23 protein-coding genes and 1 riboswitch are annotated in these 25,186 nt (G+C 71.6%); of the genes, 8 read left to right on the forward strand and 15 right to left on the reverse strand.

Annotated features, from left to right (window positions below; all coding sequences use genetic code 11):
- Window positions 1-648: 648 nt before the first annotated feature.
- Window positions 649-936 (reverse strand): hypothetical protein, encoded by a 288-nt coding sequence (locus LX15_RS27885; protein WP_253673153.1) that lies wholly within the window; start codon window positions 934-936, stop codon window positions 649-651.
- 3 nt (window positions 937-939) lie between these two features.
- A complete protein-coding gene (locus tag LX15_RS27890; RefSeq protein ID WP_253673155.1) occupies window positions 940-1,353 on the reverse strand; it encodes a DUF2267 domain-containing protein in 414 nt (137 codons plus the stop codon).
- A 95-nt stretch (window positions 1,354-1,448) separates the two neighbouring features.
- Between LX15_RS27890 and LX15_RS27895 the strand changes: the two genes are divergently transcribed.
- From LX15_RS27895 to LX15_RS33315, 5 genes are all read left to right on the forward strand, one after another.
- Window positions 1,449-1,682 carry a DUF6480 family protein gene (locus tag LX15_RS27895; RefSeq protein ID WP_253673157.1) on the forward strand — a complete coding sequence of 78 codons (234 nt, stop codon included), beginning with the start codon at window positions 1,449-1,451 and terminating at the stop codon, window positions 1,680-1,682.
- Between the two features lie 427 nt (window positions 1,683-2,109).
- Complete coding sequence (locus LX15_RS27900; RefSeq protein WP_253673159.1) at window positions 2,110-2,772, forward strand: SanA/YdcF family protein; 663 nt, start codon at window positions 2,110-2,112, stop codon at window positions 2,770-2,772.
- Between the two features lie 29 nt (window positions 2,773-2,801).
- Window positions 2,802-3,230, forward strand: a complete 429-nt coding sequence (locus LX15_RS27905; RefSeq protein WP_253673161.1) for an SMI1/KNR4 family protein — start codon at window positions 2,802-2,804, stop codon at window positions 3,228-3,230.
- A 336-nt stretch (window positions 3,231-3,566) separates the two neighbouring features.
- Complete coding sequence (locus LX15_RS27910) at window positions 3,567-4,229, forward strand: helix-turn-helix transcriptional regulator (protein WP_253673163.1); 663 nt, start codon at window positions 3,567-3,569, stop codon at window positions 4,227-4,229.
- Window positions 4,230-4,650: 421 nt separating this feature from the next.
- A complete protein-coding gene (locus tag LX15_RS33315; protein WP_253673165.1) occupies window positions 4,651-5,505 on the forward strand; it encodes a DUF742 domain-containing protein in 855 nt (284 codons plus the stop codon).
- A 20-nt stretch (window positions 5,506-5,525) separates the two neighbouring features.
- Here LX15_RS33315 and LX15_RS27920 read toward each other — a convergent pair whose 3' ends face one another.
- Both LX15_RS27920 and LX15_RS27925 read right to left on the reverse strand, forming a co-directional pair.
- Window positions 5,526-6,782, reverse strand: coding sequence for a glycosyltransferase (locus LX15_RS27920; RefSeq protein ID WP_253673167.1), 1,257 nt, complete (start codon window positions 6,780-6,782; stop codon window positions 5,526-5,528).
- Window positions 6,783-6,849: 67 nt separating this feature from the next.
- Window positions 6,850-7,593, reverse strand: coding sequence for a TetR/AcrR family transcriptional regulator (locus LX15_RS27925; RefSeq protein WP_253673169.1), 744 nt, complete (start codon window positions 7,591-7,593; stop codon window positions 6,850-6,852).
- 179 nt (window positions 7,594-7,772) lie between these two features.
- Between LX15_RS27925 and LX15_RS27930 the strand changes: the two genes are divergently transcribed.
- Entirely contained in the window at window positions 7,773-8,453 is a 681-nt protein-coding gene (locus tag LX15_RS27930; RefSeq protein ID WP_253673171.1) for a hypothetical protein, read from the forward strand.
- 58 nt (window positions 8,454-8,511) lie between these two features.
- Here LX15_RS27930 and LX15_RS27935 read toward each other — a convergent pair whose 3' ends face one another.
- From LX15_RS27935 to LX15_RS27950, 4 genes are all read right to left on the reverse strand, one after another.
- Entirely contained in the window at window positions 8,512-8,910 is a 399-nt protein-coding gene (locus LX15_RS27935; protein WP_253673173.1) for a hypothetical protein, read from the reverse strand.
- Between the two features lie 44 nt (window positions 8,911-8,954).
- Window positions 8,955-10,088 carry a restriction endonuclease gene (locus LX15_RS27940; protein WP_504978736.1) on the reverse strand — a complete coding sequence of 378 codons (1,134 nt, stop codon included), beginning with the start codon at window positions 10,086-10,088 and terminating at the stop codon, window positions 8,955-8,957.
- Window positions 10,089-10,183: 95 nt separating this feature from the next.
- On the reverse strand, window positions 10,184-11,554 hold the full coding sequence (locus tag LX15_RS27945) for an L-serine ammonia-lyase (protein ID WP_253673199.1): 1,371 nt from the start codon (window positions 11,552-11,554) through the stop codon (window positions 10,184-10,186).
- Between the two features lie 165 nt (window positions 11,555-11,719).
- A riboswitch (glycine riboswitch) is annotated at window positions 11,720-11,814 on the reverse strand.
- 584 nt (window positions 11,815-12,398) lie between these two features.
- Window positions 12,399-14,759: a chitinase C-terminal domain-containing protein gene (locus LX15_RS27950; protein ID WP_372502803.1), complete on the reverse strand. Its 2,361-nt coding sequence runs from the start codon at window positions 14,757-14,759 to the stop codon at window positions 12,399-12,401.
- A gap of 139 nt (window positions 14,760-14,898) precedes the next feature.
- Between LX15_RS27950 and LX15_RS27955 the strand changes: the two genes are divergently transcribed.
- Complete coding sequence (locus LX15_RS27955; protein WP_253673203.1) at window positions 14,899-15,942, forward strand: hypothetical protein; 1,044 nt, start codon at window positions 14,899-14,901, stop codon at window positions 15,940-15,942.
- Window positions 15,943-16,024: 82 nt separating this feature from the next.
- On the opposite strand, the gene LX15_RS27960 is transcribed toward LX15_RS27955, so the two are convergent.
- The 4 genes from LX15_RS27960 to LX15_RS27975 all read right to left on the reverse strand — a co-directional run bounded on the left by LX15_RS27960 (window position 16,025) and on the right by LX15_RS27975 (window position 22,238).
- The gene (locus tag LX15_RS27960) at window positions 16,025-16,930 is read right to left on the reverse strand and encodes a class I SAM-dependent methyltransferase (protein WP_253673205.1); all 906 of its coding nucleotides are present in this window, start codon (window positions 16,928-16,930) and stop codon (window positions 16,025-16,027) included.
- Between the two features lie 540 nt (window positions 16,931-17,470).
- Complete coding sequence (locus tag LX15_RS27965; protein WP_301305380.1) at window positions 17,471-18,631, reverse strand: acyl-CoA dehydrogenase family protein; 1,161 nt, start codon at window positions 18,629-18,631, stop codon at window positions 17,471-17,473.
- 2 nt (window positions 18,632-18,633) lie between these two features.
- Entirely contained in the window at window positions 18,634-20,619 is a 1,986-nt protein-coding gene (locus tag LX15_RS27970) for an acetyl/propionyl/methylcrotonyl-CoA carboxylase subunit alpha (protein WP_253673207.1), read from the reverse strand.
- Between the two features lie 5 nt (window positions 20,620-20,624).
- Window positions 20,625-22,238 (reverse strand): carboxyl transferase domain-containing protein, encoded by a 1,614-nt coding sequence (locus tag LX15_RS27975; protein WP_253673209.1) that lies wholly within the window; start codon window positions 22,236-22,238, stop codon window positions 20,625-20,627.
- Window positions 22,239-22,521: 283 nt separating this feature from the next.
- Between LX15_RS27975 and LX15_RS27980 the strand changes: the two genes are divergently transcribed.
- Window positions 22,522-23,151, forward strand: a complete 630-nt coding sequence (locus LX15_RS27980) for an SACE_7040 family transcriptional regulator (RefSeq protein WP_253673211.1) — start codon at window positions 22,522-22,524, stop codon at window positions 23,149-23,151.
- 111 nt (window positions 23,152-23,262) lie between these two features.
- On the opposite strand, the gene LX15_RS27985 is transcribed toward LX15_RS27980, so the two are convergent.
- The 3 genes from LX15_RS27985 to LX15_RS27995 form a co-directional block, all read right to left on the reverse strand.
- The gene (locus LX15_RS27985; RefSeq protein ID WP_253673228.1) at window positions 23,263-24,045 is read right to left on the reverse strand and encodes a maleylpyruvate isomerase family mycothiol-dependent enzyme; all 783 of its coding nucleotides are present in this window, start codon (window positions 24,043-24,045) and stop codon (window positions 23,263-23,265) included.
- A gap of 436 nt (window positions 24,046-24,481) precedes the next feature.
- Window positions 24,482-24,826: a hypothetical protein gene (locus tag LX15_RS27990; protein ID WP_253673213.1), complete on the reverse strand. Its 345-nt coding sequence runs from the start codon at window positions 24,824-24,826 to the stop codon at window positions 24,482-24,484.
- Window positions 24,827-24,855: 29 nt separating this feature from the next.
- The coding region (locus LX15_RS27995; RefSeq protein WP_253673214.1) for a transposase at window positions 24,856-25,186 on the reverse strand (331 nt) is incomplete at its 5' end.

The following is a 25,186-nucleotide window of genomic DNA, read 5'->3' on the forward strand; positions in this document are numbered from 1 at the left end:
TACTTCGCCTCAACCGTGCTTCGGCAGCCTCGGGTCCTCGACCGGTGATCAGGAACCGCGCTGGGGCATCGAGATCCACATTGGTGCGGAAGAACGCGCACGCGCGCGACTACTACCCAGAAGTAAAGGGGGACCCCCACTTCAAACATCGCACGAGGGTCTGACAAAAACTGGCCTGCTCAAGCGCTGCCACTGGTAGATCACCCGAAACGGGACAGCAGCCCCGGCGGACTCCACGCCACCTCGGCACCGCCGGGAACAGGAGACCTCACGGCGACCCCGAACAGAAGACCTGACGGCGACCCGGGACAGAAGACGAGGAGCCCGAACTCAAAGCCGCGCGCCACTCGGCAGGCCGCCGGGCGCTCCGACTCCCGCCCTCACACCACCCACCACTCCACAACCCAACAAGGCCGAACGCACGCCACACCCGAGAGCGGTCCCGGGTGCGCCGCGTCGCCCGTGCCTTGTCTGTGCCTGTTCGCGTCTTCGCGGCTTCGCGCCTGTTCGCGCGTGCTCGTGCCAGTGGATGCGGTGTCCGTCTGCCCGCCGATCCCTGTCCGCTCCGCTGGGGCCGCTGCCGGCACGCTCAGGTGCGCCAGGCACGTCAGACGCGTCAGGTGCGTCAGGCGCGTGAGGTGTCGGGCGTCAGGTGCGCCCGAGCAGCCGGTCGCGGAGTTCGGTCAGGTACTGGTCGTCGTCCCGGTAGATCTGGTCGGTGTCGATGTCGTGGGGCAGGGACGTTCCCGGCTCGCGCTCCAGCAGGTAGCCGATCGTCTCCTCGACGAGATGACGTTCATCGACGTCGGGGAGCTGGAGGTCGGCGAGCACCTGCTCGGAGACGGTGATCCGGTGGTGGGTGACCTCCTGGCCCTCGCCGACCGTCGCCGCGTACTGGCGAGGTCCCATGGGCAACACCTCGATCGTCTGCCGCACCGCTCACACCCCCATGTCGCCACGGCTGCCCGACGCGACCAGCGTGCGCAGGTCCTCGGGCAGCGACTCACCCAGCTTCGTCATCACCGTGGGGCTGGTCGCCTCGCCGACGACCTCCATCACCACGCGGGCCTGGAACGCCGCCTGCGGGCGGGGCGACCCACTCCGCTGGACCACGCGGTTCAGGAACTCCTCCAGGTCGAACCGCTCCCCCGTGCCCTGCCCGCCGTAGACCTCCGTGCGGCGCAGGTGCTCCCCGATCTCGTGGGGGAGCTGGCCGGCCAGGCTCTCGCACAGGCCCTCGGGGATGCGTTCCCCCAACGTCTCCAGGGTCGCCCTGACCGCGCGCTCCGCGTCCCCCCGACTCCCGAGCCGGGCGCGGTTCTGCACCTGGCCGATCAACTCGTCGTGCCGCATACCGCCCTCCTTCCACGGGTGTCCGCTCCGGGCCTACCCCGATCGGGGAGGACGCACACCGCGAATGGTGGACCGGGCACCGGGTATCCCCAGGTATGACCACTTCGCCCGATCCCGATCCGGAGAACACACCTGGCCTGGAGCCGGGCGGCGGCGTGCGACCGGGGGACACCCCACCCGGTGAGAGCAGCACGCACGGGTTGTCCCACCACGAGCCGACCCCGCCCCGCTGGGGCAACGCGGTGACCATCGGCCTCACCATCATCGTCACGCTCGCCGTGCTGGTGGTGATCATCGTCATCGTCGTCCAGATGATCTCCGTCGTGTGAGGGCCGCGCGGGCGTCGCGCCCCGTCGTGGCGACGAACGGCGCCGGCGGGACGGGGCGGCGGTGACTTCTGCGCCTTGGCTTCGACTTCTGCGCCTCGTGGTCCCCTGGTCAGCGCGGTCACTCCTCTCAGATGAGCCTTCCCCGGGAAGTGGTCGAAGTGGTCACGGGGCTCTCGTGAGTCCGCGCGGACCGAAACGGTCGAGTAGCGCATATTCGTCCAGAATGGACAGTCCTCGTTCCTCGTCGGCATTCCGTCGCACGAGAGCCGTGCTCCCGGCTCACCCCCGGCGGGCGCGACGGCCATCGCCGGTTTCGCCCACCTCCGCGCGCGTCACCCCCCTGTCACCCCCGTTGCGGGCAACCCGGGCAGCACCACCCGCGTCACACTGACGGGTGACGAATGCCCGGTGAGCACCAGGGGGCCAGATGCGGGACAGGTGGCGGGTGGGGCTACTGCGCGCCGGGGTCGGGATCGGCGTGCTCGGAATCCTGCTCGCCGTGCCGGTCGCCTGGGTCCGGTTCACGGCCTCCGCCCACCTGCGCGACGCGGCCAACGTGCCCGACGCGCCGGTGGCCCTGGTGCTGGGCGCCGGACTGTTCGACGGTGAGCCGTCGCCGTTCCTGGCCGGCCGGCTGGACGTCGCGGCCGACCTCTACGCCAGGGGCAAGGTCCGCGCGGTGCTCGTCTCCGGCGACAACAGCAGGACCGACTACGACGAGCCGTCCGCGATGCGCCGCTACCTCGCTCGGCACGGGGTGCCCGAGCGGGTGGTGGTCGCGGACTACGCGGGCTTCGACACGTGGGACTCGTGCGTCAGGGCGAAGAAGGTCTTCGGGGTGGACCGCGCGATCGTGGTCACCCAGCGGTTCCACCTCCCCCGCGCGGTCGCGTTGTGCCGGGCGGCCGGCGTGGACACCGACGGCGTCGGCCACGACTCGACCGGCATCAGCCGCGTCACCACGGCCTACGGCGAGTTCCGGGAGCTGCTGGCCAGCAGCAAGGCGCTGTGGGACGGCCTGCTGGTCCGGCGCGATCCCCGCTTCCTCGGGCCCAGGGAGACCGGCGTCGCCGATGCTCTCGGAAAGTAACGAGAAATTGGTCCGATAGTGTGTCGCCCGTGTGGCGGAGCCTGCTCGACGAGGCCGTGGAGGATGTCCGGTTCTTCGCACCGGCCGACCCGGAGGAGATCGCCGCGGCCGAGCGGGCCCTCGGCCATCCGCTGCCCGAGGACCTGGTCTCGCTGCTGAGGGAGACCAACGGGATCGGCGACGAGTACGACGACGGCAGCTACGTGTGGCCGCTGGACCGCGTGGTCGAGGAGAACCTCCACCTCCGCCACGACGACCTGCTGCGCACCCTCTACATGCCCTTCGACCCGCTGCTGTTCTTCGCCGACGCGGGCAACGGCGACCTGTTCGCGTTCGTGCTCAGGGACGGGCGGCGGGACATCTTCGTCTGGGACCACGAGACCGACAGCCGGAGCATGCTCGCCAGCTCCCTGGAGCGGTTCCTGCTGGGCTGGTGCACCGGGAAGCTCGACGTCTGAGGGCTCGCGGATGGCTCCAGCGCGCCTCGGCGGCGCCGGGGCACGGACCCGCCGGCGCCAGGGACGCGCGGCCCTGCCCCGTCCATTCAGGACAGAGACGCGGTCGGCCCCGGTGCGCCCGCCGCCCGCCGCCCGGCGTCCCTGGCGGCCGGCGCCGGCCCGGCTCCCCCGGAACCGGGGACGGCCACCCCCGCGTCGGAACCGTCGATCACCCGATCCGTGGGTTCCCGGTACGGGACGGAACCGGATCGCCTCCTGTCACGTACCAGGTTGAGCGTCACCCACGCGGGTAGCGCGTGCGGCGCTCGCCCCACCACAGCCGACAAGGAGGTCCTCATGGGCGCTCCACCCGCCGTCCGGAGCACATCCACCAGCGGGCAGACCGTGACGGACAGCGACGACCTGAGCGGAGTCCTCCGGCAGCTCCGGCGCACGGCCCGGCACCGGGTGCTCGCCGTCCTCCCCGGCCCGGGTCCGGCCCACGCGTTGCTCGCCGGGCTCCGGTCGTCGGACCCCGTCCCCGACCGCCGCGTCGAGGTGCGGTTACTGTGCTCGCCCTGCTGCCTGGCGCACCCGCCCGTGCGGGACCAGCTCAGGGGCCTGGCCGCCGGGGGCGCGGTGGTCCGGCTCTCCGACGCGGCCCCGCAGCCCCTGGTGGTGTTCGACCAGGCCGCGGCCCTGCTCGCGGTGGACGGCCGACGTCCCGCGTTGGGCGTGCGCCTGGTCGAGGACCCGGTCCTCGTGCGGGGTCTGGAGTCGTTGGGCCGCGCCCTGTGGGAGGCGGGGCGGCCGGTGAGGGAGGACGAGCCCCCGGTGTCGGCGGTGGAGCACCGGGTGCTCCGGATGCTCGGCCTCGGCGTCACCGACGAGACCGCCGCGCGCCGGCTGAGCATGTCGGAACGCACCTTCCGCCGGCACGTCGCCCGCCTGATGAGCCGCCTGGGGACCAGCAGCCGCTTCCAGACCGGCGCCGAGGCCGCCCGACGCGGCTGGGTCTGACCCCGACCCGCCGGCGAACAGCAGGAAATCACCACTCCCCCGGATGGTTGGTGAGTTTTCAGCGAATCTCCTTTCACCGCCCGGGGCCGTTCGGGCACGCCCGCACCCCCTTTCGGACGCGGGAGACCACTGGTCCGAATGGTGGAAGTACCCCCTCTTCACCACTACTCCATCAGTGTTGTCCTTTCGTCACTCGCTCAGTCTATTGACGGCGGTATCCGCAGCTCATCACCACGGCAGAACGGTGAAGGAAACGCGTCCGAACCGGGGATCCCGCATTTCCTCCGCACGTCCCGAATTTCCGGGACTAGTGTGGCGTGCGGCTCGACAACCCCAACACCGTTCTCCTCCAGCGTTCTGGCGACGGAGCGCCCCGGAGTTCCTCGGAACGTTCTGGCGAGATCTCGGATGGTGATGCCCGGTGACCGTCCCCGATGATCCCCTGCCCCCTGCCGACCCGACCACCGCCGACCCGTTCGACGCCGACCCGTTCGACGCCGGCCCCTTCGACGCCGACGGCGGTGAGGAGGGCGGACGGAGACGGGCGCGGTGGCCCAGGAGGAGCCGACGGCGGCGGGCCGCGTCGGCCGTCGGGACCACCGGAGCCCGGTTCGGCCCGCCGGCCAACCGCCACCGCCTCGACGACGACTCCAACGCGTCCGACGGGTCCGACGAGCCCGGCGCCACCGAGATCACCACGGTGGTGCCGGCGGTGGACGTGGACGGGACGGGCGCCGCGGAGGACCCCTTCGTCGGCCTGACCGGCGCGCGCTTCGGCTCCCCCGCCCTGCGTCGACGCTGGCAGGAGGACCTGACCGCCGACCAGCGGAACCGCCAGCGGGACCCGCTGCCCGACGGACCCCGAACCGCGCCCCCGCGCCCGAGGCAGGGTACGACAGCCCAGACGGAGGACATCGTGCCGGAGGAGCAGGAGAGCCTGAGGACCTTGGTCCGCCCCTACACGTGGACCGGGGGACGAACCGCGCCCCGGTACGACCTCGGGCTGGAGACCCTGGTCTCCGCCAGCGACGACGCCGCGCGGTGGGACGAGGAGCAGGTCAGCGCGGAGTTCCGGCGGGTGGCCGCGCTCTGCGCCCGCCCCCGGTCGGTGGCCGAGGTCGCGGCCTCCCTGTCCATCCCGCTGGGCGTCGCCCGCGTGCTGCTGGGCGACATGGCCGTGGCGGGCAGCATCGTCGTCCACCGCTCGGCGACCGCGGACGGCATGCCGGACCTCGCGTTGATGGAGCGGGTGCTCCACGGGCTCCGCCGGCTGTAGACCGACCCGCCCGGCCCCGGTCAGCCGACCCGCGCCACGACCCCCTCGACCACCTCCCGCACCCTCGCGGCCCCGTCCTCCGCGCCGATCCGCCGCGCCACCGCCTCGGCGCGTCGGCGGAGCGCGGGAGCCCCGACGGCGTAAGCGAGCGCGGCGGCGAGGCGGTCTCCGGTGAGCTGGCGCGTGGGCACGACGGCCGGCGCCACACCCAGCGCGAGCAGCCGTTGCGCCCAGAACGGCTGGTCGTGGGCGAGCGGCACGGGCACGGCCGGCACCCCGGCGCGCAGGCCCGCCGCGGTGGTGCCGGCGCCCGCGTGGTGGACCACGGCGGCCACCTGGGGGAACAGCCAGTCGTGCGGCACGTGGTCGACCATGAGGACGTCGTCGCCCTTCACCGCAAGCTCCGCCCACCCTCGATGCACGATCGCCCGGAGACCGCTCCGCGCGAGGGCTTCCTGGACCACGGCCTGGAGTTGCTCCCGCCGGTTCGCGCCCATGCTGCCGAAGCCGACGTAGACCGGGGGCGGGCCGGCGGCGAGGAAGTCGACCAGCTCGGCCGGAGGCTCCCAGCCCGCGGGGCGCGGCGGCCACCAGTAGCCGACCATCTCCGCCGTGTCCGGCCAGTCGGTCGGCCGGGGAACCACGACCGGACTGACCCCGTGCAGGGACCGGAGCGGATGGGCCTCATAGCGCCGACGGATGGCGTCCGGCGACACCGGCGGCAGCCCGAGTTGCGCGCGCAGGTCGCGCACGACGCCCGCGAACATCCGGTATGCGCCGCGAGCGACCACGTTCGCCACAGCGACATTGAGCGTCGGCCCCAGGTTCCGCCCGCCCAACGCCATGGGGCCGAGATACCGGGAGGGCTCCGCCGGTTGCAGCGGCAGCACAACACAGGGGATCTTCACCGCCTCCGCGATCTGCCGTCCGAAGAGGACAGTCGGGTGCGAGCACAGGAGCACGTCGGCCTGCCGCACCGCCTCGATCATCGCCGGGAGCTGCCGTCGGAAGACCTCGACCCCGAGCCGGATGAGTGCGAACGCGGCCCTGGCGCCGGTGTTGTTGGCGGCATCGGCCGCCTCGGCCACCCCCGTGTCCCGAACGTCCAGGTCGGGCAGGGAGTGGAACGCCAGGCCCGCCCCCGTGACATAGTCGTGGAACCGCTCCGACACCGCGATGGTGACGTGGTGGCCGGCGGCCCGTAACTCCACGCCCAGCCCGACGTACGGCGCCACGTCACCGTGGCTGCCGGCGGTCAGGATCGCGACCCTGCTCATCCGGATCTCCTTCGTCGCAACATTTCCTTGTCCATCACGGAAAGCGGCGTGTTCCTGGGTCGGCTCGTCACCGAGTTTCGGGCGCGCTCCGGTAGGCCTCCAGGCCGTTCAGCAGGCAGCCGAACCCGAAGGCGAACCGGTCCGCCCACACGTCCTCCCTGTCCGGTGGGTCGGTGGCGAACCTCGCCGCCGCCAGCAACGGGTGCCGCTCGCCGATCCGGCGCGCGAACTCCGCCGCCTCCTCCCGCTGATGGTCGTCGGCCCGCCCGGCCGCCTCGGCTCCCTCACGCCAGGCGGACTCGAACACCACCGCGCCCACCACGAGCTGGTTGAGCGCGCTGAGCGCGGCGTCGAGCATGTCCTCGTCGAACCCGGCCCTGGACAGCACCCGCAGGGTGTGCTCGGCCGCCCGCAGGGCGTTCGGTCCCAACGTCCGGCGGGTGCTCAGCAACGGGATCATCCAGCGGTGGCGGAGCATCACCGCCCTGTGCGCCTGCGCCACCGTCAGCAGCGCCTGCCGCCAGTCCGCCATGCGCTCCGCCGCGGCGATGTCGACCTCGCCGAGCACCGCGTCCAACGCGAGTTCGACCATCTCGTCCTTCGTCGCCACGTGCCAGTAGAGCGATCCCGGCGTCACTCCGAGCCGCTCGGCCACCCGGCGCATCGACAGCCCGTCGTGGCCCTCGGCGTCCAGGACCTCCACGACCACCCGCACGATCCGCTCACGGCTGAGCCGCCGGTCCCGCACCCGCCGCTCCGGGCGCAACCACACCGACCAGGGCTCACCCGTCGTCCTCCGCCCGCCGCCCACGCCCCCACGCTACCCCTAACCAACCACCGTTCAACACCCCATACACCGTTCAATTAAGCGCTTCGACCGCCACACCTCCCGTCACGGGCCCAGACCTGGAGATGTTGTTGCGCGGAGCCGGTTGGACCAACCCTCCCGAGTACGACGGCTCGGGTCGGGTGTCCTGGTTTGTCGAGGTGTTGACGGAGCGAGAGGACTCCCGGCCCGAGATCGAGCGGTTCCTCTGCCGAGTGTGCGACCCGCTGGAGTACGACGACGGAATGTCCACAGCGGACACCGTGCGACAGTGCCTCAACCAGATCCTGGAACCCGAACGCCTTGAGGTCTCCTACGCGGGAAGCCGACCGGTCATCGGAGAACGCGTCGCGCAGGGCCAGCCCCGGGTGGTTCTGGAGCCCGGAGACGTCAGGGAAAGGTTGTGCCGATGGATCAAGGACGACAAGGCGGTGGAACTACTGATCGTTCGACTCGTGGAGGTGCAGGAGGCCGAGGTGAGGGCGCCTCTGCTGGCGTTGTTCGGCATCGGCAGCTTCATCGAAGGCCTGTTGTACTTGGTGCTCGTCGAACGATTCCCCGAGCTGGAGCAGGACGGGTTCCCCGCTCAGAACGGCAAACGCGTCCCCGCCAAACACGCGGGTCTTGAGCTCCTCCTCAACATCGCACACGAGCGCAACCTGATCCAGCTCGACGCGAAGAGCTTCATGGAACCGATCCGCAACTTCCGCAACTACATCCATCTGCGTCGTCAGCGGGAGAGCGACTTCATACCAGACGGCGACACCGTCACCATGTGCTGGCCGCCGGTCCAGGCCCTGCTCAACGACCTGGACGCCAGCGCGACGGAGACCAGCGGGGTCTGAAGCCGAACGCGCCGTGGTGGTCTGGTCCCGGAGGGAGACCAGACCACCACACCACGCGTCAGGGCCGGGAACGGCGGTAATGCTCGTACAGGCCCTGAACCTGGCTCACCCAGAACTCGGTCCTGTCCTCACCGGACCGCAACAGGCCCAGTTGCTTGGCGAGAGTGTAGAAACCCCTCCCGGCGTCGTTGCGGCCCTCGTACACCACCAACGCCGAGATCATGTGCTGGCTCTCCGGCAGGTTCCGCTCGACGGCCAAATAAAGGAGGTGGCCGATGGCGGCGGGTTCACTTGGCTGCGAGAAGTCGAATCCGCGCAACCCGGTTCGGTCGACCAGGGCCGCGTTGAGCTTCTTGTATGTCGTCTTTGTCTCTAATCTCGCGCATTCGACGAGAAAATCCAGTGCGGCATCCGTCAGTCGCTCCCACTCTTCGTCATCACGGCCGTACAAGGGCATGGGACACCTCCAGGGTCGTGTCGGGTTGGATTGAGAACGGGCCCTCAGCCCGCTTCCTCGACGAGCGTCCAGACCTGCTTGAGCGGGAGATCCGCCTGGATGTCCGCCGGCAGGCCGCGGTAGTGCCGGAACAGTCGGTCGAGGACGTCCCCGGCCTCCCAGATCCTGATCGCGAACCGCTGGCTCGCCAGGTGCTGCCGCGCCTGCCGCGTGATCCCGCCCCACGCCACCAGGAGGCCCTGGTCGGCCCCCTGCGCCGTCATCGCGCCGAGGAGCTGTTGGACGACAGGAAGCCCCACCGCGGTCGCCTCGGACTTGACCTGCACCACCAACCGGGGAGCCCCGAGCCCCAGCACGCCCGTTCCGGCGACGATGTCCACGCCGTGGTCCGGTCCCGGCGGCGAGACCTCGCACCTCATCCCCTCCGCCTCCAGGATCGCGGCGACGAGGTCGGTCAGGCGGTGACCGGCGAACACCTCGATCGTCCTGCTGGTGATCCTGTCCATCGCGTAGCGCTCGATGTCGATGTCGAGCTGGCTGCTGTCGAGGACCTCGTCGTCGCCGTCGCCGGGCACCGGACGGGGTGCTTTCCCCGTGTTCGACACGGCGGTTCGTGCTCCGGGGTCGGTCCCGTCCTCGGCGAGTCGCTGGAGGCGCCACGCCGCGTCGTTCCGCGAGATCTCGCAGACGGTGGAGAAGGCGCCCAACGAGTGCAGGAGGTCCTGCTTGACCACGGTGCGCGGGACGTCCACGGTCAGCCACTGGACGGGCCGCACGTGCCGCCGGTCCCTGCCCTCCTCGTCCGCGAGGTACGTGTAGTTCCCGGTGACGCGCCCGATCGCGACGTGCGGCGACGACTTCAACGGCATGACGACGAGGTCACCGATGTTCATTCGCGCACGAAGCGCCCAGAGCTGAGCGGTGAAATTGCGGATCGCGCCCTCTGACTGGCCGGACGCGCCTTTCCTCACGAGCGCCTGGACGTCGTCCCGAGTCGATGCGCCGGTGAGATCCGACACCTCATCGAATCCGCCCCCGGTCACTCCTTCTCGATCGCCCAGCTCTCGCGTTCGCCGGTCCGCCCGGCCCGCACCAACCACGCCCGCACCACTCGTCTCCTGAGTCTCCCGAGGAATCGTGATCACCGTGGCACGCAGCGTAGGGCCGGGGTCCGACATCGAAAGCGTTGTCGCTCGGGGGAAAGCAGTCCGCCCCGGCCCGACGGTGACGGTCGGGCCGGGGCGGACGGGAGCGGATGGCGAGGAGTGCGGGATCAGCACTCGATGACGTTGACGGCGAGGCCGCCGCGGGCCGTCTCCTTGTACTTGACCTTCATGTCGGCGCCGGTCTCGCGCATGGTCTTGATGACCTTGTCGAGGGAGACGAAGTGGTTGCCGTCGCCACGCAGCGCCATCCGCGCGGCGGTGATGGCCTTGATCGAGGCGACGGCGTTGCGCTCGATGCACGGGATCTGCACGAGCCCGCCGACCGGGTCGCAGGTGAGGCCGAGGTTGTGCTCCATGGCGATCTCGGCGGCGTTCTCCACCTGCTCCGGCGTGCCGCCCAGCACCTCGGCCAGGCCGGCGGCGGCCATCGAGCAGGCGGAGCCGACCTCGCCCTGGCAGCCGACCTCCGCGCCGGAGATGGAGGCGTTCTCCTTGAACAGCACGCCGATCGCGCCGGCGGTGAGGAGGAACCGCACCACGCCGTCGTCGTTCGCGCCCGGGACGAAGCGGTGGTAGTAGTGCAGGACCGCCGGGACGATGCCCGCCGCCCCGTTGGTCGGCGCGGTCACCACCCGCCCGCCGGCCGCGTTCTCCTCGTTCACGGCGAGGGCGAACAGCGACACCCAGTCCATGACGCGCAGCGGGTCGGTGGCGTAGTGCTCGCCGGTGAGCCGGCGGTGCAGCTCGGCGGCGCGCCGCCGGACCTTGAGCCCGCCGGGCAGCACGCCCTCCTTCTGGCAACCCCGGTTCACGCAGTCCTGCATCACGCCCCAGATGCGCAGCAGGCCGGAGCGCACCTCGTCCTCGCTCCGCCAGGACAGCTCGTTGGCGAGCATGATCCGGCTGATGGGCTGGCCGGTCTGCCGGGTGAGCGCGAGCAGCTCCACGGCGGTGCGGAACGGGTGCTGGACGGGGGTGTCGTCCTCCTTGATCCGGTCGGCGCCGGTCGCGGTCTCGTCCACGACGAACCCGCCGCCCACGGAGTAGTAGGTGCGGGCCCGCAGCTCGACGCCGTCGGCGTCGTAGGCGGCGAACCGCATGCCGTTGGGGTGGAAGGGCAGCGACTTGCGGCGGTGCAGCACGAGGTCGCGGTCCGGGTCGAAGTCGATCTCGTGGTGGCCGGCCAGCGGGATGCGCCGGGTCGAGCGGGCCAGCGCCACGCGCTCGTCGACGGTCTCGGTGTCGACGGTCTCGGGGTCCTCGCCCTGGAGGCCGAGCAGCACGGCGCGGTCGCTGCCGTGGCCGTGGCCGGTGGCGCCGAGCGAGCCGAACAGCTCGGCGTGCACGCGCCGCACCTCGCCGAGCTGGCCGTCGGCGGCGAGGCCGGCGACGAAGGTGGCGGCGGCCTTCATCGGTCCCACGGTGTGCGAGCTGGACGGCCCGATACCGATCTTGAACAGATCGAAGACGCTGATCACGGTGTGCTCCTGTCAGCCAAAGCGGGAGTCGGCCGACTGGTCGGTCGTCCAGCCAGCCCCGGTCTCCCCGCTCTGTCGGAGTACCTGTGAGCTTCGCCGCACGACCGCGCGGCTTGCACCGTGGGTGAGACGGCACGACCGCGCCGTCTGCTTTCCAGAGTTCGCCTCGCCCGGGCGGTTGGGGTGCCTGAGAGTTTCCGGGGAGTGGTTGCTCCTTCGGCGCCCCGCCACGTCGTCGGGGTCTCTCCCGCTCGGGTTCCAGCGGCGAAGTGTGTTCGTTTGTGCCGGGCACAGCCTACGAGGTGGAACCGCGTTCGTCACACGGCACGGCCCGACACGAGATCAACAGGAACGGGCACCCGCGCCATCACCCCTGGGCAGCCATCGGAGGCGGACACCTCAGGCCCCCTCGGCAGGGCTCCCCTGGCGTTGAGCGCTCACCAGTCTCGCGCGGAGGTCAGCAGGAGCCGGCGCTCGCATCGGCGGAGCAGCCGGAGCCGGAGCCGGACACGTCCATCGTTCCCAGGAAGGCGGCCACCGAGGTCGACGTGGTGGCCGACGTGGTCAGACCCCTACCGCCGTGCTCGCGCCGCATCCCGCGGAACTCGACGGCGAAACGCGGTACCCAGAAGCCCGCCAAGACGACCGCGAGAGCCGTCAACCGCGACCGCCACGAGCACCATGTCGCCCCCTCCCCACTCATCCAACGCCCCGGCAGAAGGAAGATCACCCGTCACGCGGGCGAACAGCGGAGTGAGACAGGACACAGCGGTGACGGAAGACGGACGGAGCCGCCGTGCCCGAGAGACACGGCGGCTCCGCCTCGGAGGGAGGGGGACCCGACCTAGCAGGCGCCCTGGTCGGACCAGACTCCCCACTCACCGGTGGTGCCGGGCTCCTCACCCTGCGTCCACCACTTCGCCCGCCACTTGCGGCCCTTGTGCGACACGGTCTCGCCGCCGTTGTAGGCCTTGGCCCGGTCCCACGCCGGCGCGTCGCACACCGGCGGCGTGGTCGTGGTCGTGGTTATGGAGGTCGTCGAGGTGCTGCTGGTCGGCGTCGTGCCGCCCACACCCCGCCCCAGGTCCTGGGTGACGGCGTAGCTCTTGCCGCCGAAGTGCACGGTGTAGTTCGCCGGGCCCGAGATCGGCAGGTAGTAGGTGAGCTGGACCTCGGCGGTCTGCCCGGGGGCCAGCGTCTGCCAGCTCGGGAACTTCAGCGACACCCGGTGGAAGTCGCCCTTGATCCCGCCCACGTTCGGGCCGGTGTGGTCGCTCCGGATCACCGACAGGCTCCACCCCGACTGCTGCACCATGTTGTTCGGGGCGGCCGTCGGGTAGTCGAACTGGATCTCGGTGCCGCCGGGCAGCGTCTGCTGCGACCGGTTGGTGATCCGCAGCTTGGGGCTGATCGGGTAGTTGCTGTCGCCGAGGGCGAACCCGGTCAGCTCGAACCGCACGTCCAGCGCCTCGCTCGGCATCGCCTGCTTGGCCCGCTTCGCCTCGTAGGGCGCGGCCGACCGGAAGGCGTCGTGGAACGCCGAGGTCAGCGTGGTGCCCATGAAGTACTCCTTGCGGGAGTCGTCCCAGGCGTAGTCACCGGCCAGCTCCCAGAACATGACGCCGCCGAGGCCCTTGTCGACCACGTACTTCGCCTTGGTCGCCACCGACTGCTCGTCCTCGGTCGACAGGAACACCTTCTTCTCGTTGTTCCACAGCCACGGGGCGACGAGCGTGTTGTCGTAGTGCCGCGTGTAGGTGCCGGTCAGCTTGTCCTCGGGGTCGGTGGCCGGGTCGAGGCCGTAGGACTTGAGGTAGCTGCCCGTGATGCCCTTCTCCAGGTTCTTGGCGTGCCACATCGGGTTGGACCCGGCCCCGACCTCCTTGCCGTTCTCCAGGTCGTGCCAGATGTTGTCGATGCCGCGCGCGCCGTCACCGCAGGAGGTCAGCCCCTGCGGGCAGTTGGCGGTGTTGCCCACGGACTTGCCCCACAGGCCGTTCGTGCCGCCGTTGACGTTGCGCCAGCCGCGCGTGTAGTAGGGCAGGCCGATGTTGATCCGCCCCGCCTGCACACCACCCCGGAAGTAGTGCACGGCCCAGTCGGTGTTCAGGTAGCCGAGGCCGCCGTACTGCGGGGTGCTGTAGTAGTTCCACCGAATCAGCTCGGCGTCCTTGCCGTCGTCGTACAACGCGGCGTTGGGGCCCACGAACTCGTTCCACGCGCCGTGGAGGTCGTAGGTCATCAGGTTGATGTAGTCCAGGTACTGGAAGACCTGGAAGTGCTCCATGCCGCGCAGCAGGTAGCCGGAGGACGGGGCCGCGACGGTGAGCATGTAGTACCGGCCGTCGGCGGCGCTGGCCGCGTCGAGCTTCTCCCGCAGCGTCTTCATCAGCTCGACGTAGCCGCGCATGAGGCCGGCCCGCCGGCCGTTGGCGAGGGACCAGTCGAGCGGGTTGCCGGCGTCCTTCATCGACGTCGGGTACTCGTAGTCGATGTCGACGCCGTTGAAGCCGTAGGTGCGCAGGAAGTCGACCACCGAGTCGGCGAAGGTGTTGATGCCGGCGGTGTTGACGCTGTTGTCGGCGTTGGTGGTCATGCTGTAGAAGCCGCCGCTGGCCACCCGGCCGCCGTTGTCGTCGAGGTAGCCGCCGGTCTCGGCCCAGCCGCCGACGGAGATCAGCGTCTTGACGTCCGGGTACTTCTTCTTGAACTTGTTGAGCAGGTTGAAGTGGCCCTTGTACTTGTAGGCCGGGTCCATCTCCGCGCCCGGCACGCCGGGCCACTCCATGCCGGTGGCGGGGTTGTCCGCGTTGTTCCCGCCGACCGAGATGCGGTTGCCGCCGTCGACGTGCGCGAAGGCGTAGTTGATGTGGGTGAGCTTGTCCCAGGGGATGTTGTTCGCCAGGTAGGCGGGCTGGCCGTTCTTGCCGGTGCGCCACCCGGTGAAGTACCCGATCACGCGCCGGGGGGTGCGCATCTTCTCCCGGCCCTCACTGTCGTAGATCTGACAGTAGGGCGCGGTGACGCCCGGGGTCCGGTGCAGTCCGTCCGGCCGACACTGTTCGTGGTCGGCGGCCTCGGACCGGCCGGTGGCGCCCACGACCAACAACCCGGCGAGCAGGCCGAGCAGGGTTAACAAGGGCAGCGTTCGTCTGGCCACGGGGGTGACCTCCCGTCGAGGAGATCCAGCAGGGGAAGCCGCCATGCCGTGGAGAGGTGACCCGGGTCACGGCACGGCGGTGCCGGCGACGGTAAGGAGGTCTAGACCTTCGTGTCAATAGGTCTAAACCAAGCGACGACCGGAGGGCGAACGGCCGGCGAACGGCGCGACTACGGTGGGACGCATGGCCGGGCGCTCCTCACGTCTGCTCCGACTGGGTCTGGTGCGCAACGCGCACGCGCCCACCCACCTCGACACGTTCGTCGTGTCCGGGGTCAGCACCGTCCTCGTCACCAGGGGCTACCTCGCGCTGACGGGCTATCCCCGCATCGGCGGGCGCACCCTGCACATCGCGCACGTCCTCCCCGGCGGCCTGCTGATGCTGGTCGCGCTGTTCCTGCTGCTCTCCTACGTCGGCCCCGTGGTCCGGCCGGCGGCGGCGGTGCTCGGCGGCATCGGGTTCGGCCTGTTCATCGACGAGGTCGGCAAGTTCGTCACCCTGGACAACGACTACTTCTTCCGCCCGTCCGCCGCGATCATGTACGTGATCTTCACGTCCGTGGTGCTCGCGGTGCACACCCTGCACCGCAAACGCCCGCTGGACCCCAGGGAACACCTGGCCAACGCGGTCGACCACGCGGTGGAGGGCGTCGCCGGCGGGCTGTCGGCGCGCCGGAGGGCCGAGGCCGAGGGACAGCTCCGCAACGCGGGGGACGTCCCCGGGATCGCCGAGGCCGGCGCGCTGGTCGCCGCGTGCTCCCCCGACGCCGTGGAGCTGCCCGCGCCCGTGCTGGCCGCCAAACAGGCACTGCGCCGCGCGTTCACGCGGCTCGCCGCGCGCCACGCGGTCCGCGTCGCCGTGGTGGTGCTGCTGGTCGTCCAGGCGCTGGGAGCGCTCGCCGTCGCGGTCCAGGGCCGGGTGGAAGGCGACGGCACGAGCCTGGTCGGATTCCGGGGCGTGGTCACGGGCAGCATCGTCTCGGCGCTGCTCATCGCGGGCGGCCTGGTGCGCCTGCGCCGCGACCGGCACGCGGCCATCCGCGCCTTCCAGCTCTCCGTGCTCGTCTCGCTGTTGGTGACGCAGGTCTTCCAGTTCGCCGACGCGCAGTTCGCCGCGTTGGGCGGGCTGGCCGTCGACCTCCTGCTCCTCGGCCTGCTGGGCGCCGAGGCCGAGCGCCTGCGCCGCCTGGCCGCGCTCACCACGGGCGAGGCCGCCGTCGGGCGCTGACCGGCCCGGCCGCCTCACCGACCGAGCCGCCGCCTCACCGACCGAGCCACGGCTCACCGACCGAGCCACGGCTCACCGGCCCTCACTGACCGAGCTGCACCAGGTGGCACGGGTAGCCGTCGAACCGCTCCGGCCGCAGCTTCCGCAGGACGGGCAACCAGGCCCGGTACCCCCACGGGAGCTGGCGGCGCAGCTCGGGCGGCGGCTCGGCGATCGTGCGACTGTCGAGCACCCGCACGTCGAGGTCCCACTCGGCCAGCTCGCGCACGTCGTCGCAGGCCCACCGGAACGAGGCGGCCATGTCGGCGAGCACGTCGTGCCGGTCCTGGGTCTCGACCATGTGCCGCGACGCGGTCTCGAAGGCCAGCCGGCAACCGGGGAAGTTCCGCGCGACCAGCCCGAGCGCCTCCCGCACCTGGTCCCTCGGCAGGTAGATGAGCACGGCCTCCACGGCGAAGAAGTACGGTCCCGGGCACTGCCGGACCACCTCGACCCAGGACGGGTCCAGGACGGACGCGGCGAGCATCCGGCGCCGCTCGTCCTCCTCGAAGAACCGGCGCCGCAACGCCATCGAGTCGGGCAGGTCGATCTCGACCCACCGCGCGACGCCGTTGTCCAGCCGCTCGAACCGGGTGTTCAGGCCGGCGCCGACCTCCACGACCGTCCCCGTCGGGTGCTCGGTGAGGAACCGGCGCACCCACACGTCGAACAACGCGGTGCGCAGGACCGAGCCGACCAGGCTCCGCTTCCCCGCGAACCGACCGAAGTCGTAGTCGATGGTCCGCACCATCGTGACGGCCTTGGGGTCGCGCAGGATGGGCCGGCGCTTGGTGCTCTCCACCGCGCGGCCGTAGAGCGGGATCAGCAGCGTCTCCTGCACGTCCCCCAGCTCGACGCGCACCTTCTTCGCCACGGTCGCGCCCGGCGCGACCGACGCGGCACCCGCGCCCGGTTGGCGCTCGTCGGGGAGGGAGTCAGCGTCACCCACGAACGCCTCCTGTGTCCTGCGGGACACCCGCACCCGATCGGCGTCCGTAAGCGAAGAAGAAACCAGGATCGCCCACGAACGCCCCTGTGCCTTGCGGGACACCCGCACCCGATCGGCGTCCGTAAGCGAAGAAGAAACCAGGATCGCCCACGAACGCCCCTGTGCCTTGCGGGACACCCGCACCCGATCGGCGTCCGTAAGCGAAGAAGAAACCAGGATCGCACACGGACGCCTCCGGTGTCCTGCGGGACACCCGCACCCGCCGTCGCGCGGCCGGAAGAGGAGTCAGCGCGCTCACGAACACCTCCGGATGCCACCGGGGACACCCACGCCTCGACACCCGCGGCGACCGTCGGTCGCGCGGCCGGTACCCGACCGCCTCGCGGTCGGCGTCGCCCCGTCCCGGCCGGCGGGCACAAGATCGACGCCCTCGATTTGTACCACCACGGACCGGATCGGGAGGCAGGCGTCCCACGACACGACGAGGCGCCGCGCGCTCCGGGTGAGCGCGCGGCGCCGTCGGGTGGGCGACCGTCCGGCCTAGAGGCCGAGCTGACGGGCGATCAGCATGCGCTGCACCTCGCTCGTGCCCTCGCCGATCTCCAGGATCTTGGCGTCCCGGTAGAACCGGCCCACCGGGTACTCGTTCATGAAGCCGTAGCCGCCGAAGACCTGCGTGGCGTCGCGGGCGTTGTCCATGGCCGCGTTGGAGGCGACGAGCTTCGCGATCGCGGCCTCCTTCTTGAACGGCTCGCCGCGCAGCATCTTGGCCGCCGCGTGGTAGTAGGCCAGGCGGGCGGTGTGCGCCCGCGCCTCCATGTCGGCGATCTTGAACTGGATCGCCTGGTACTCGCCGATCCGGTGGCCGAACGCCTCGCGTTCCTTGGCGTAGCGCAGGGACTCGTCCACGCAGCCCTGCGCCAGGCCCACCGACAGCGCGGCGATGGCGACCCGGCCCTCGTCGAGGGTCTGGAGGAACTGGGCGTAGCCGCGGCCCCGCTCGCCGAGCAGGTTCTCCGCCGGCACACGGCAGTCGGCGAAGGACAGCTCCCTGGTGTCGGAGGCGTTCCAGCCGACCTTCGAGTACTTCTTGGACACCGTGAAGCCGGGGGTGCCGGCCGGCACGATGATCGACGAGTACTCGGGGCGCCCGTTCTCGGTCCGCCCGGTCACGCAGGCGACGGTCACCAGCGCCGTGATGTCCGTGCCCGAGTTGGTGATGAACGCCTTGGTGCCGTTGATGACCCACTCGTCGTCGTCGAGTCGGGCGGTGGTGCGCATACCGCCGGCGTCCGACCCGCTGCCCGGCTCGGTCAGGCCGAACGCGGCCAGCTTCTCCCCCGCGCACAGGGCGGGCAGCCAGCGGGCGCGCTGCTCGTCGGTGCCGAACCGGTAGATCGGCATCGCGCCCAGCGACACCCCGGCCTCCAGGGTGATCGCCACCGAGGAGTCCACCCTGGCCAGTTCCTCCAACGCCAGGCACAGCGCGAAGTAGTCGCCGCCCATCCCGCCGAACTCCTCGGGGAACGGCAGCCCGAACAGGCCCATCCTGCCCATCTGGCGCACGATCTCGTACGGGAACTCGTCGCGCTCGTAGAAGTCGCCGATGACCGGCGCGACCTCCTCGCGCGCGAACTCCTCGACGGTCTTGCGCAGCGCCTCGTGCTCCTCGCTCAGGCGGTGGTCCATCGTTGCTCCCATGCTCACGCCTCCTCGTGGGGGGCGACGACTGCCAGGGGTTGGCCGAGGCCGACCGACTGCCCGGCCCGCACGTGCAGCTCGGAGACGACCCCGTCGACGGGGGCGGTGATGGTGTGCTCCATCTTCATCGCCTCCACGATCAGCAGCGGCTGCCCGGCGACCACGGCGTCGCCGGCCGCGACCTTCACCACGAGCACCGTGCCGGGCATCGGGCTGGTCACCGGCCCGCCCGAGGCCGCGGTCTCGTGCCGGGCGGCGGCCAGCCGCTCGGTCTCGGTCAGGGCCCAGGTGTGCCCGTCCTCGCCGAGCCAGGTGACGTCGCCGTCCCTGGCGCAGCCGAACCGCCGGACGCGACCGCGGTAGGTGAGCAGGAGGTCGCCGTCCTGCCATCGGGCCCGGGCCGGCTCCGGCCCGGCGTCGCCGACGACCACCTCGGCGTTGGCGGCGCGCCCGCGCACCCGCACCTCCACCGCCGGCCGGTCGGCGGTCTCGATGCGCCACGTCGCCCACGCCGGCTCGCCGATCCGCCAGCCGCCGGGCACGTCCCACGGGTCCACCACCGGGCCGGACGGCTCCAGCGCCAGCGCCCGTTCCATGGCGGCCGCGACGAGCACCTCGTCGGGGAGGTCGGCGCGGACCAACTGGTCGAGCCGGCGCTCGACCAGCCCGGTGTCCAGCCGGCCGGCCACGACGTCCTCGTCGGCCAACAACGCCCGCAGGAAGGGGATGTTCGTGGTGACACCGAGGATCTCGGCCCGGGACAGGGCGTCGCGCAGCCGGCGCAGCGCCTCGTCGCGGGTGGCGCCGTGCGCGACGTACTTGGCCAGCATCGGGTCGTAGTCGCTGCTGACCCGCTGCCCCTCGACCAGGCCCGAGTCGACGCGCACCCCGTCGGGCTCCCGCAGCCGCAGGACCGTGCCGCCGGTCGGCAGGAAGTTCCTGGCCGGGTCCTCGGCGTAGATCCGCGCCTCCACGGCGTGCCCGGTGAGGCGGACGTCCTCCTGGCTCAGGGGGAGTCGCTCGCCGGCGGCCACCCTGAGCTGGAGCTCCACCAGGTCGAGGCCGGTCACCAGCTCGGTCACCGGGTGCTCGACCTGGAGACGGGTGTTCATCTCCATGAAGTAGACCTGGTGCCCCGACGCGTCGTCGCCGGCCGCGATGAACTCGACGGTCCCCGCTCCGACGTACCCCACGGACCGCGCGGCGCGAACCGCGTGCGCGCCCAGCCGCTGGCGCGTCTCCTCGTCGAGGAACGGCGACGGCGCCTCCTCGATGATCTTCTGGTGGCGGCGCTGGAGGCTGCACTCGCGCTCGCCCAGGTGCACGACCTCGCCGTGCGCGTCGGCGAGCACCTGGATCTCGATGTGCCGGGGGTTGGACACGAACCGCTCCAGCAGGAGCGTGTCGTCGCCGAAGGCCGAGGCGGCCTCCCTGCGGGCGCCGGCGATGGCGTCCGCGAGCTGCCCGGCCTCGGTGACCAGGCGCATGCCCTTGCCCCCACCGCCGGCGGAGGGCTTGAGCAGCACGGGGAACCCGATCTCGGTCGCGGCGGCGACGAGGTCGTCGTCGGTCAGGCCCGGCTCGCTGCGACCAGGCACGACCGGCACGCCGGCCGCCTCGACCGTCCGCTTGGCGCGGATCTTGTCGCCCATGGCGTCGATGGCCGAGGGCGGCGGGCCGACGAACACCAGGCCCGCGTCGGCACAGGCGCGGGCGAAGGCCGCGTTCTCGGCGAGGAAGCCGTACCCGGGGTGGACGGCCTGCGCGCCGGAAACCCGTGCGGCGTCGAGGATCCGCTCGATCGACAGGTAGCTCTCCCGCGCCGCCGCCGGCCCGAGCCTGACGGCGGTGTCGGCCTCCCTGACGTGCCGCGCGTCGGCGTCGGCGTCGCTGTAGACGGCGACCGAGCGGATGCCCATGCGGCGCAGGGTGGCGATGACGCGGACCGCGATCTCTCCGCGGTTGGCCACGAGAACGGTGTCGAACATGCCCCTCACATCCGGAAGACGCCGTAGCTGACCGACTCCAGCGGCGCGTTGGCCGCGGCCGACAGCGCCAGCCCGAGCACGGTGCGCGTGTCCTTCGGGTCGATCACGCCGTCGTCCCACAGCCGCGCCGTGGAGTAGTAGGGATGGCCCTGGTGCTCGTACTGCTCCCGGATGGGCCGCCGGAACTCCTCCTCGGCCTCGGCCGACCACTCCTCACCCCGCGCCTCCACCTGGTCGCGGCGGACGGTGGCGAGCACGGAGGCCGCCTGCTCCCCGCCCATCACGGAGATCCTGGCGTTGGGCCACATCCACAGGAACCGGGGCGAGTACGCCCTGCCGCACATGGAGTAGTTGCCCGCGCCGAACGACCCGCCGATGACCACGGTGAACTTGGGGACGCGCGCGCACGCCACGGCCGTCACCATCTTGGCGCCGTGCTTGGCGATCCCGCCGGCCTCGTACTCCCTGCCGACCATGAACCCGGTGATGTTCTGGAGGAACACCAGCGGCACCGACCGCTGGTCGCACAGCTCGATGAAGTGTGCGCCCTTGAGCGCCGACTCGCCGAACAGGATGCCGTTGTTGGCCACGATGCCGACGGGGTGGCCGTGGATGCGGGCGAAGCCGGTGACCAGTGTCGTCCCGTACTCCCGCTTGAACTCCTGGAACCGCGAGCCGTCCACGATCCGCGCGATCACCTCGCGGACGTCGTAGGGGGTGCGGGAGTCGGTGGGCACCGCGCCGTACAGCTCGTCGGGGTCGACGACCGGCTCCTCGGTCGGCTCGACGGTCCATGGGCGCGGGGCGCGCGGCCCCAGCGTGCCGACGATCGAGCGGACGATCTGGAGGGCGTGCGCGTCGTCCTCGGCCAGGTGGTCGGTGACGCCGGAGGTGCGCGAGTGCAGCGCGCCTCCGCCCAGCTCCTCGGCGGTGACGACCTCGCCGGTGGCGGCCTTCACCAGCGGCGGGCCGCCCAGGAAGATCGTGCCCTGGTCGCGGACGATCACGGCCTCGTCGCTCATCGCCGGGACGTAGGCCCCGCCGGCGGTGCAGGACCCCATGACGGCGGCGATCTGCGGGATGCCCCTGGCGGACATCGTGGCCTGGTTGAAGAAGATCCGGCCAAAGTGGTCGCGGTCGGGGAAGACCTCGTCCTGCCGGGGCAGGAAGGCCCCGCCGGAGTCGACGAGGTAGACGCACGGCAGGTTGTTGTGCAGCGCCACCTCCTGCGCCCGGAGGTGCTTCTTGACCGTCATCGGGTAGTAGGTGCCGCCCTTGACGGTGGCGTCGTTGGCGACGACCACGCACTCCCGGCCGGCGATCCGGCCGACGCCGGTGATGATGCCGGCGGCGGGGGCCTCCCCCTCGTACATGTCGTGGGCGGCCAGCGGGGACAGTTCGAGGAACGGCGAGCCGGGGTCGACCAGGGCGTCGACCCGGTCCCTCGGCAACAGCTTCCCTCGGTCGACGTGCCGCTGGCGGGCGCGCTCCGGGCCGCCGAGACGGGCGGCGGCGAGGTGCTTGCCCAGATCCGCGACGAGCGCGGTGTGCTCCTCGACGTTGCGGAGGAATCCCTCGGCCGACGGGTCGGCCGAGCTGCGCAGGACTGGCGCATCCATCACGTGGTCGCGACTCCCGGTCCGGGCGCCTTCGACGGCGTCCACTGTTAGCGGTCGTTAACGCGAGCTGATGTTAACGCCCACTAACCGGGTCGTCCAGCCCTCGGAGGGCAGGACGACCCGAGGAGTGGACGGCCGACGGGGGGAGCCGGGGAGAGGAGCGGAGACCCGCCGGGCAGCGCGGTGCCCGCAGGGAGGTGACGAGGCCAACGCGGGTGGCGGCGGCCACTTCCACCAGGTGGGAGTGGGTTAACGGCGGCTAACTCCCGGTTAGCATGGCGGGGTGACGCGCCAGTCGACGACAGCCGAGGCCGCCCCCTCCGAGCAGCGCAAGCCCACCCGCCGAGAGCAGATCCTGGCCGCCGCGGCGGAGCTGTTCGCCCACCGCGGCTTCCACGGCGTGGGCATCGACGACATCGGCTCGGCCGTCGGCATCTCCGGACCCGGCCTGTACCGGCACTTCCGCAGCAAGGACGCCATGCTCGGCGAGATGCTCGTCGCGATCAGCGAGAAGCTGCTCGCCGGGGGGCGGCGCCGGGTCGAGCTGGCCGGCGGCCCCGAGGAGGCGCTGACCGAGCTGGTGCGCTGGCACGTCGACTTCGCGCTGGACAACCAGGCGTTGATCACCGTGCACGAGCGCGACCTGGCGAACCTGGCCGAGGACGACCGCCGGCGGGTCCGCGCGCTCCAGCGGCAGTACGTCGAGGTGTGGGTGGACGTGATCCGCGAGGTCGTGCCGGCGACCGACGAGCCCACCGCCCGCGCGGCGGCCCACGCGGTGTTCGGCCTGCTCAACTCGACCCCGCACAGCAAGCACCTGGACCGCGACGCCATGGCCGTCCTGCTGCACCGGATGGCGATGGCCGCGCTGACGGGTCCCGGCGCGCTCAGCGGGCTCACGCCGACCGACTGACCCGCCTGGTCCGCCGCCCGGCTGGCCCCGCCCGCCGGCCCGGCGCCCGCCCGACCCGGCCCGCGTGCCCGGCGGGTGGCACCCGCCGGGCACGAGTCGGACCGGCGGAGATCAGAAGGCGGAGTTGGCCAGCCAGTCGTCGAGCACCGACACGTCGCCGCTGACCTCCACGGCCGCGTCGGCCACCGGGAGCCGGCGCACGGCGACCAGCCACAGGTCGGCGGCCGGCCCCTGGACGGTGACGTCGGCCCCACGGGGGTCGGACCCGCCGCGCTGGACGGTCACGCCGTCCGGGCCGCGCCGCACCGACCACCGGCCGGCGAGGTCGTCCCCGACGTCGGTCGCGACGAAGGACAGCGTCCGCGTGGTCTCCGCCCGCAGGCCCGGCTTCCGCTCCAGCATCGCCGGCAGCGACAGGAAGCCCAGCCACTCGTCCAGCCCGTCCACCGCGACCTCCGGGTCGACCGCGAACGGCCGACCCGTGGTGAGCGCGGCGTCCGCCCGGTGCACCACGGTCTCGTGCAGCATCCGCCGGACCCAGAAGCCGGCGCGGTGGTCCTGCGACCAGTTCCAGACGGGCGCGTCCGGCCCGGCCTCCCGCACCGCCGCCACGAGCCGGCGGGGGCCGGCCCGCAGCCAGTCGACGCGCTCGGCCGCGCCCTCCGGCAGCCGGACGTCCGGGACGTCCTCGAAGGCCGGCATCCCGGTGGCCCTGGTGGTGACGGCGTGCGCCGCCCACCGGTGGGCCTGCCCCACGTGCTCGGCCAACTGCGCCAGCGTCCACTCGGGACAGGTCAGGACGGTCGCGCCGAGATCGGCGCCGTCGAACGCCTCGACGAAGCGGCCGCCCTCGGCCTCCAGCTCGGCGTAGTAGCGGTCCATGGTCAACGTCATGGCGTCCCCCAGTCCGTGGTCATCGTGCCAGGCGGAAGTCTGCCCGCACCCCACGACAATCCGGCCACACAAGTGACCCGGAACGCCCCGAGAACGGCAGGAGACCCACCCCTGCGGGTGGATCCCCTGGACCACCGCGACACGGTTTGCCCACCCGGCAGCGACCGCGTCCAGGTGCTCACGACTATGGACGGACAAGTCCGTGCTTCGGGGAAGTACTGACGCGGCAGGCCATGGTGTTTCGACACCGCCACGTTGCCAGGGTGAAATGCGGGTCCCGATGATCAGAGCACCTTCCCGGTGACCCGGCGCGGCCCGGTCACCGGCCTCGGCGGGACGGATGCTGATCACAGCCACAGGGGACGCCGTGCGAGGTGCGCGCTGCCGGGTCTGGCGGTGCGGACGCCGCACGTCCGTCCGGTGCGCCGCGCGCAGGTCAGCTCCCGGCGCAGTTGTCCGCACCCCCTGGGCGTAGAGGGCCTGGGGCCTGTCCTCCCAGCCGGATGAGCAGGGTGGCCAGATCGACCATGCGTCGGTAGGAGGTGACGATCTCGGCATAGCCGGTGGCGAGAGCGCGCCCCTGTTCGAGCCGGCTGACGCAACACGCAACCTCGTCACGGCGCGGGTAGACGCCCGGGTCGGGGGCGGGCGGGCGCCCGCCGGCCCACCCCCGGTGGCGGGTGTCCCGCTGGTCGACGTGGTCGGGGATGGCCGCCGGGATACGGGCGCCGACGCAGGTAGAAGCGATCGCTCGGCGGGAGTAGCCGTTGTCCGCGATCACCCGGCTCGGCCTAGGTCGTGTCCGCAAAGTCAGGGCAGCCAGAGTCGTAGGCAGGCGAGAGTGACCATGGCCTGATAATGCCGGGCTCGTTTGTCATAGCCAGTGGCCAGGGCCTTGTTGTGCTTGAGCCGGTTGAAGCAGCGCTCGACGACGTTGCGACGCCGGTAGGCCACGCGGTCGAGCCGGCATCTGCTCTCACCCCTGCGCGGACGGCCGTTGATCTGGTCGATCCGCTCCGGGATGGCCGCTGTGATGCCTCGCCTGCGCAGGGAGGAGCGGATCTTCGTGGACGAGTAGCCCTTGTCCGCAACGACCAGCGCGGGCCGGGTCCGCGGGCGGCCTGGCCCGCACCGTGAGATG

Origin of the sequence: Streptoalloteichus tenebrarius, assembly GCF_024171885.1 — a bacterium.
In the GTDB taxonomy this organism is placed as follows: domain Bacteria; phylum Actinomycetota; class Actinomycetes; order Mycobacteriales; family Pseudonocardiaceae; genus Streptoalloteichus; species Streptoalloteichus tenebrarius.

Coding starts and splice junctions, on each gene's coding strand:
- LX15_RS27890 (WP_253673155.1), bottom strand. CDS start 1,353: ATGCGGCACGACGAGTTGATCGGCCAGGTGCAGAACCGCGCCCGGCTC.
- LX15_RS27895 (WP_253673157.1), top strand. CDS start 1,449: ATGACCACTTCGCCCGATCCCGATCCGGAGAACACACCTGGCCTGGAG.
- LX15_RS27900 (WP_253673159.1), top strand. CDS start 2,110: ATGCGGGACAGGTGGCGGGTGGGGCTACTGCGCGCCGGGGTCGGGATC.
- LX15_RS27910 (WP_253673163.1), top strand. CDS start 3,567: ATGGGCGCTCCACCCGCCGTCCGGAGCACATCCACCAGCGGGCAGACC.
- LX15_RS27920 (WP_253673167.1), bottom strand. CDS start 6,782: ATGAGCAGGGTCGCGATCCTGACCGCCGGCAGCCACGGTGACGTGGCG.
- LX15_RS27935 (WP_253673173.1), bottom strand. CDS start 8,910: ATGCCCTTGTACGGCCGTGATGACGAAGAGTGGGAGCGACTGACGGAT.
- LX15_RS27940 (WP_504978736.1), bottom strand. CDS start 10,088: ATGTCGGACCCCGGCCCTACGCTGCGTGCCACGGTGATCACGATTCCT.
- LX15_RS27950 (WP_372502803.1), bottom strand. CDS start 14,759: ATGGCGGCTTCCCCTGCTGGATCTCCTCGACGGGAGGTCACCCCCGTG.
- LX15_RS27955 (WP_253673203.1), top strand. CDS start 14,899: ATGGCCGGGCGCTCCTCACGTCTGCTCCGACTGGGTCTGGTGCGCAAC.
- LX15_RS27965 (WP_301305380.1), bottom strand. CDS start 18,631: ATGGGAGCAACGATGGACCACCGCCTGAGCGAGGAGCACGAGGCGCTG.
- LX15_RS27970 (WP_253673207.1), bottom strand. CDS start 20,619: ATGTTCGACACCGTTCTCGTGGCCAACCGCGGAGAGATCGCGGTCCGC.
- LX15_RS27975 (WP_253673209.1), bottom strand. CDS start 22,238: ATGGATGCGCCAGTCCTGCGCAGCTCGGCCGACCCGTCGGCCGAGGGA.
- LX15_RS27985 (WP_253673228.1), bottom strand. CDS start 24,045: ATGACGTTGACCATGGACCGCTACTACGCCGAGCTGGAGGCCGAGGGC.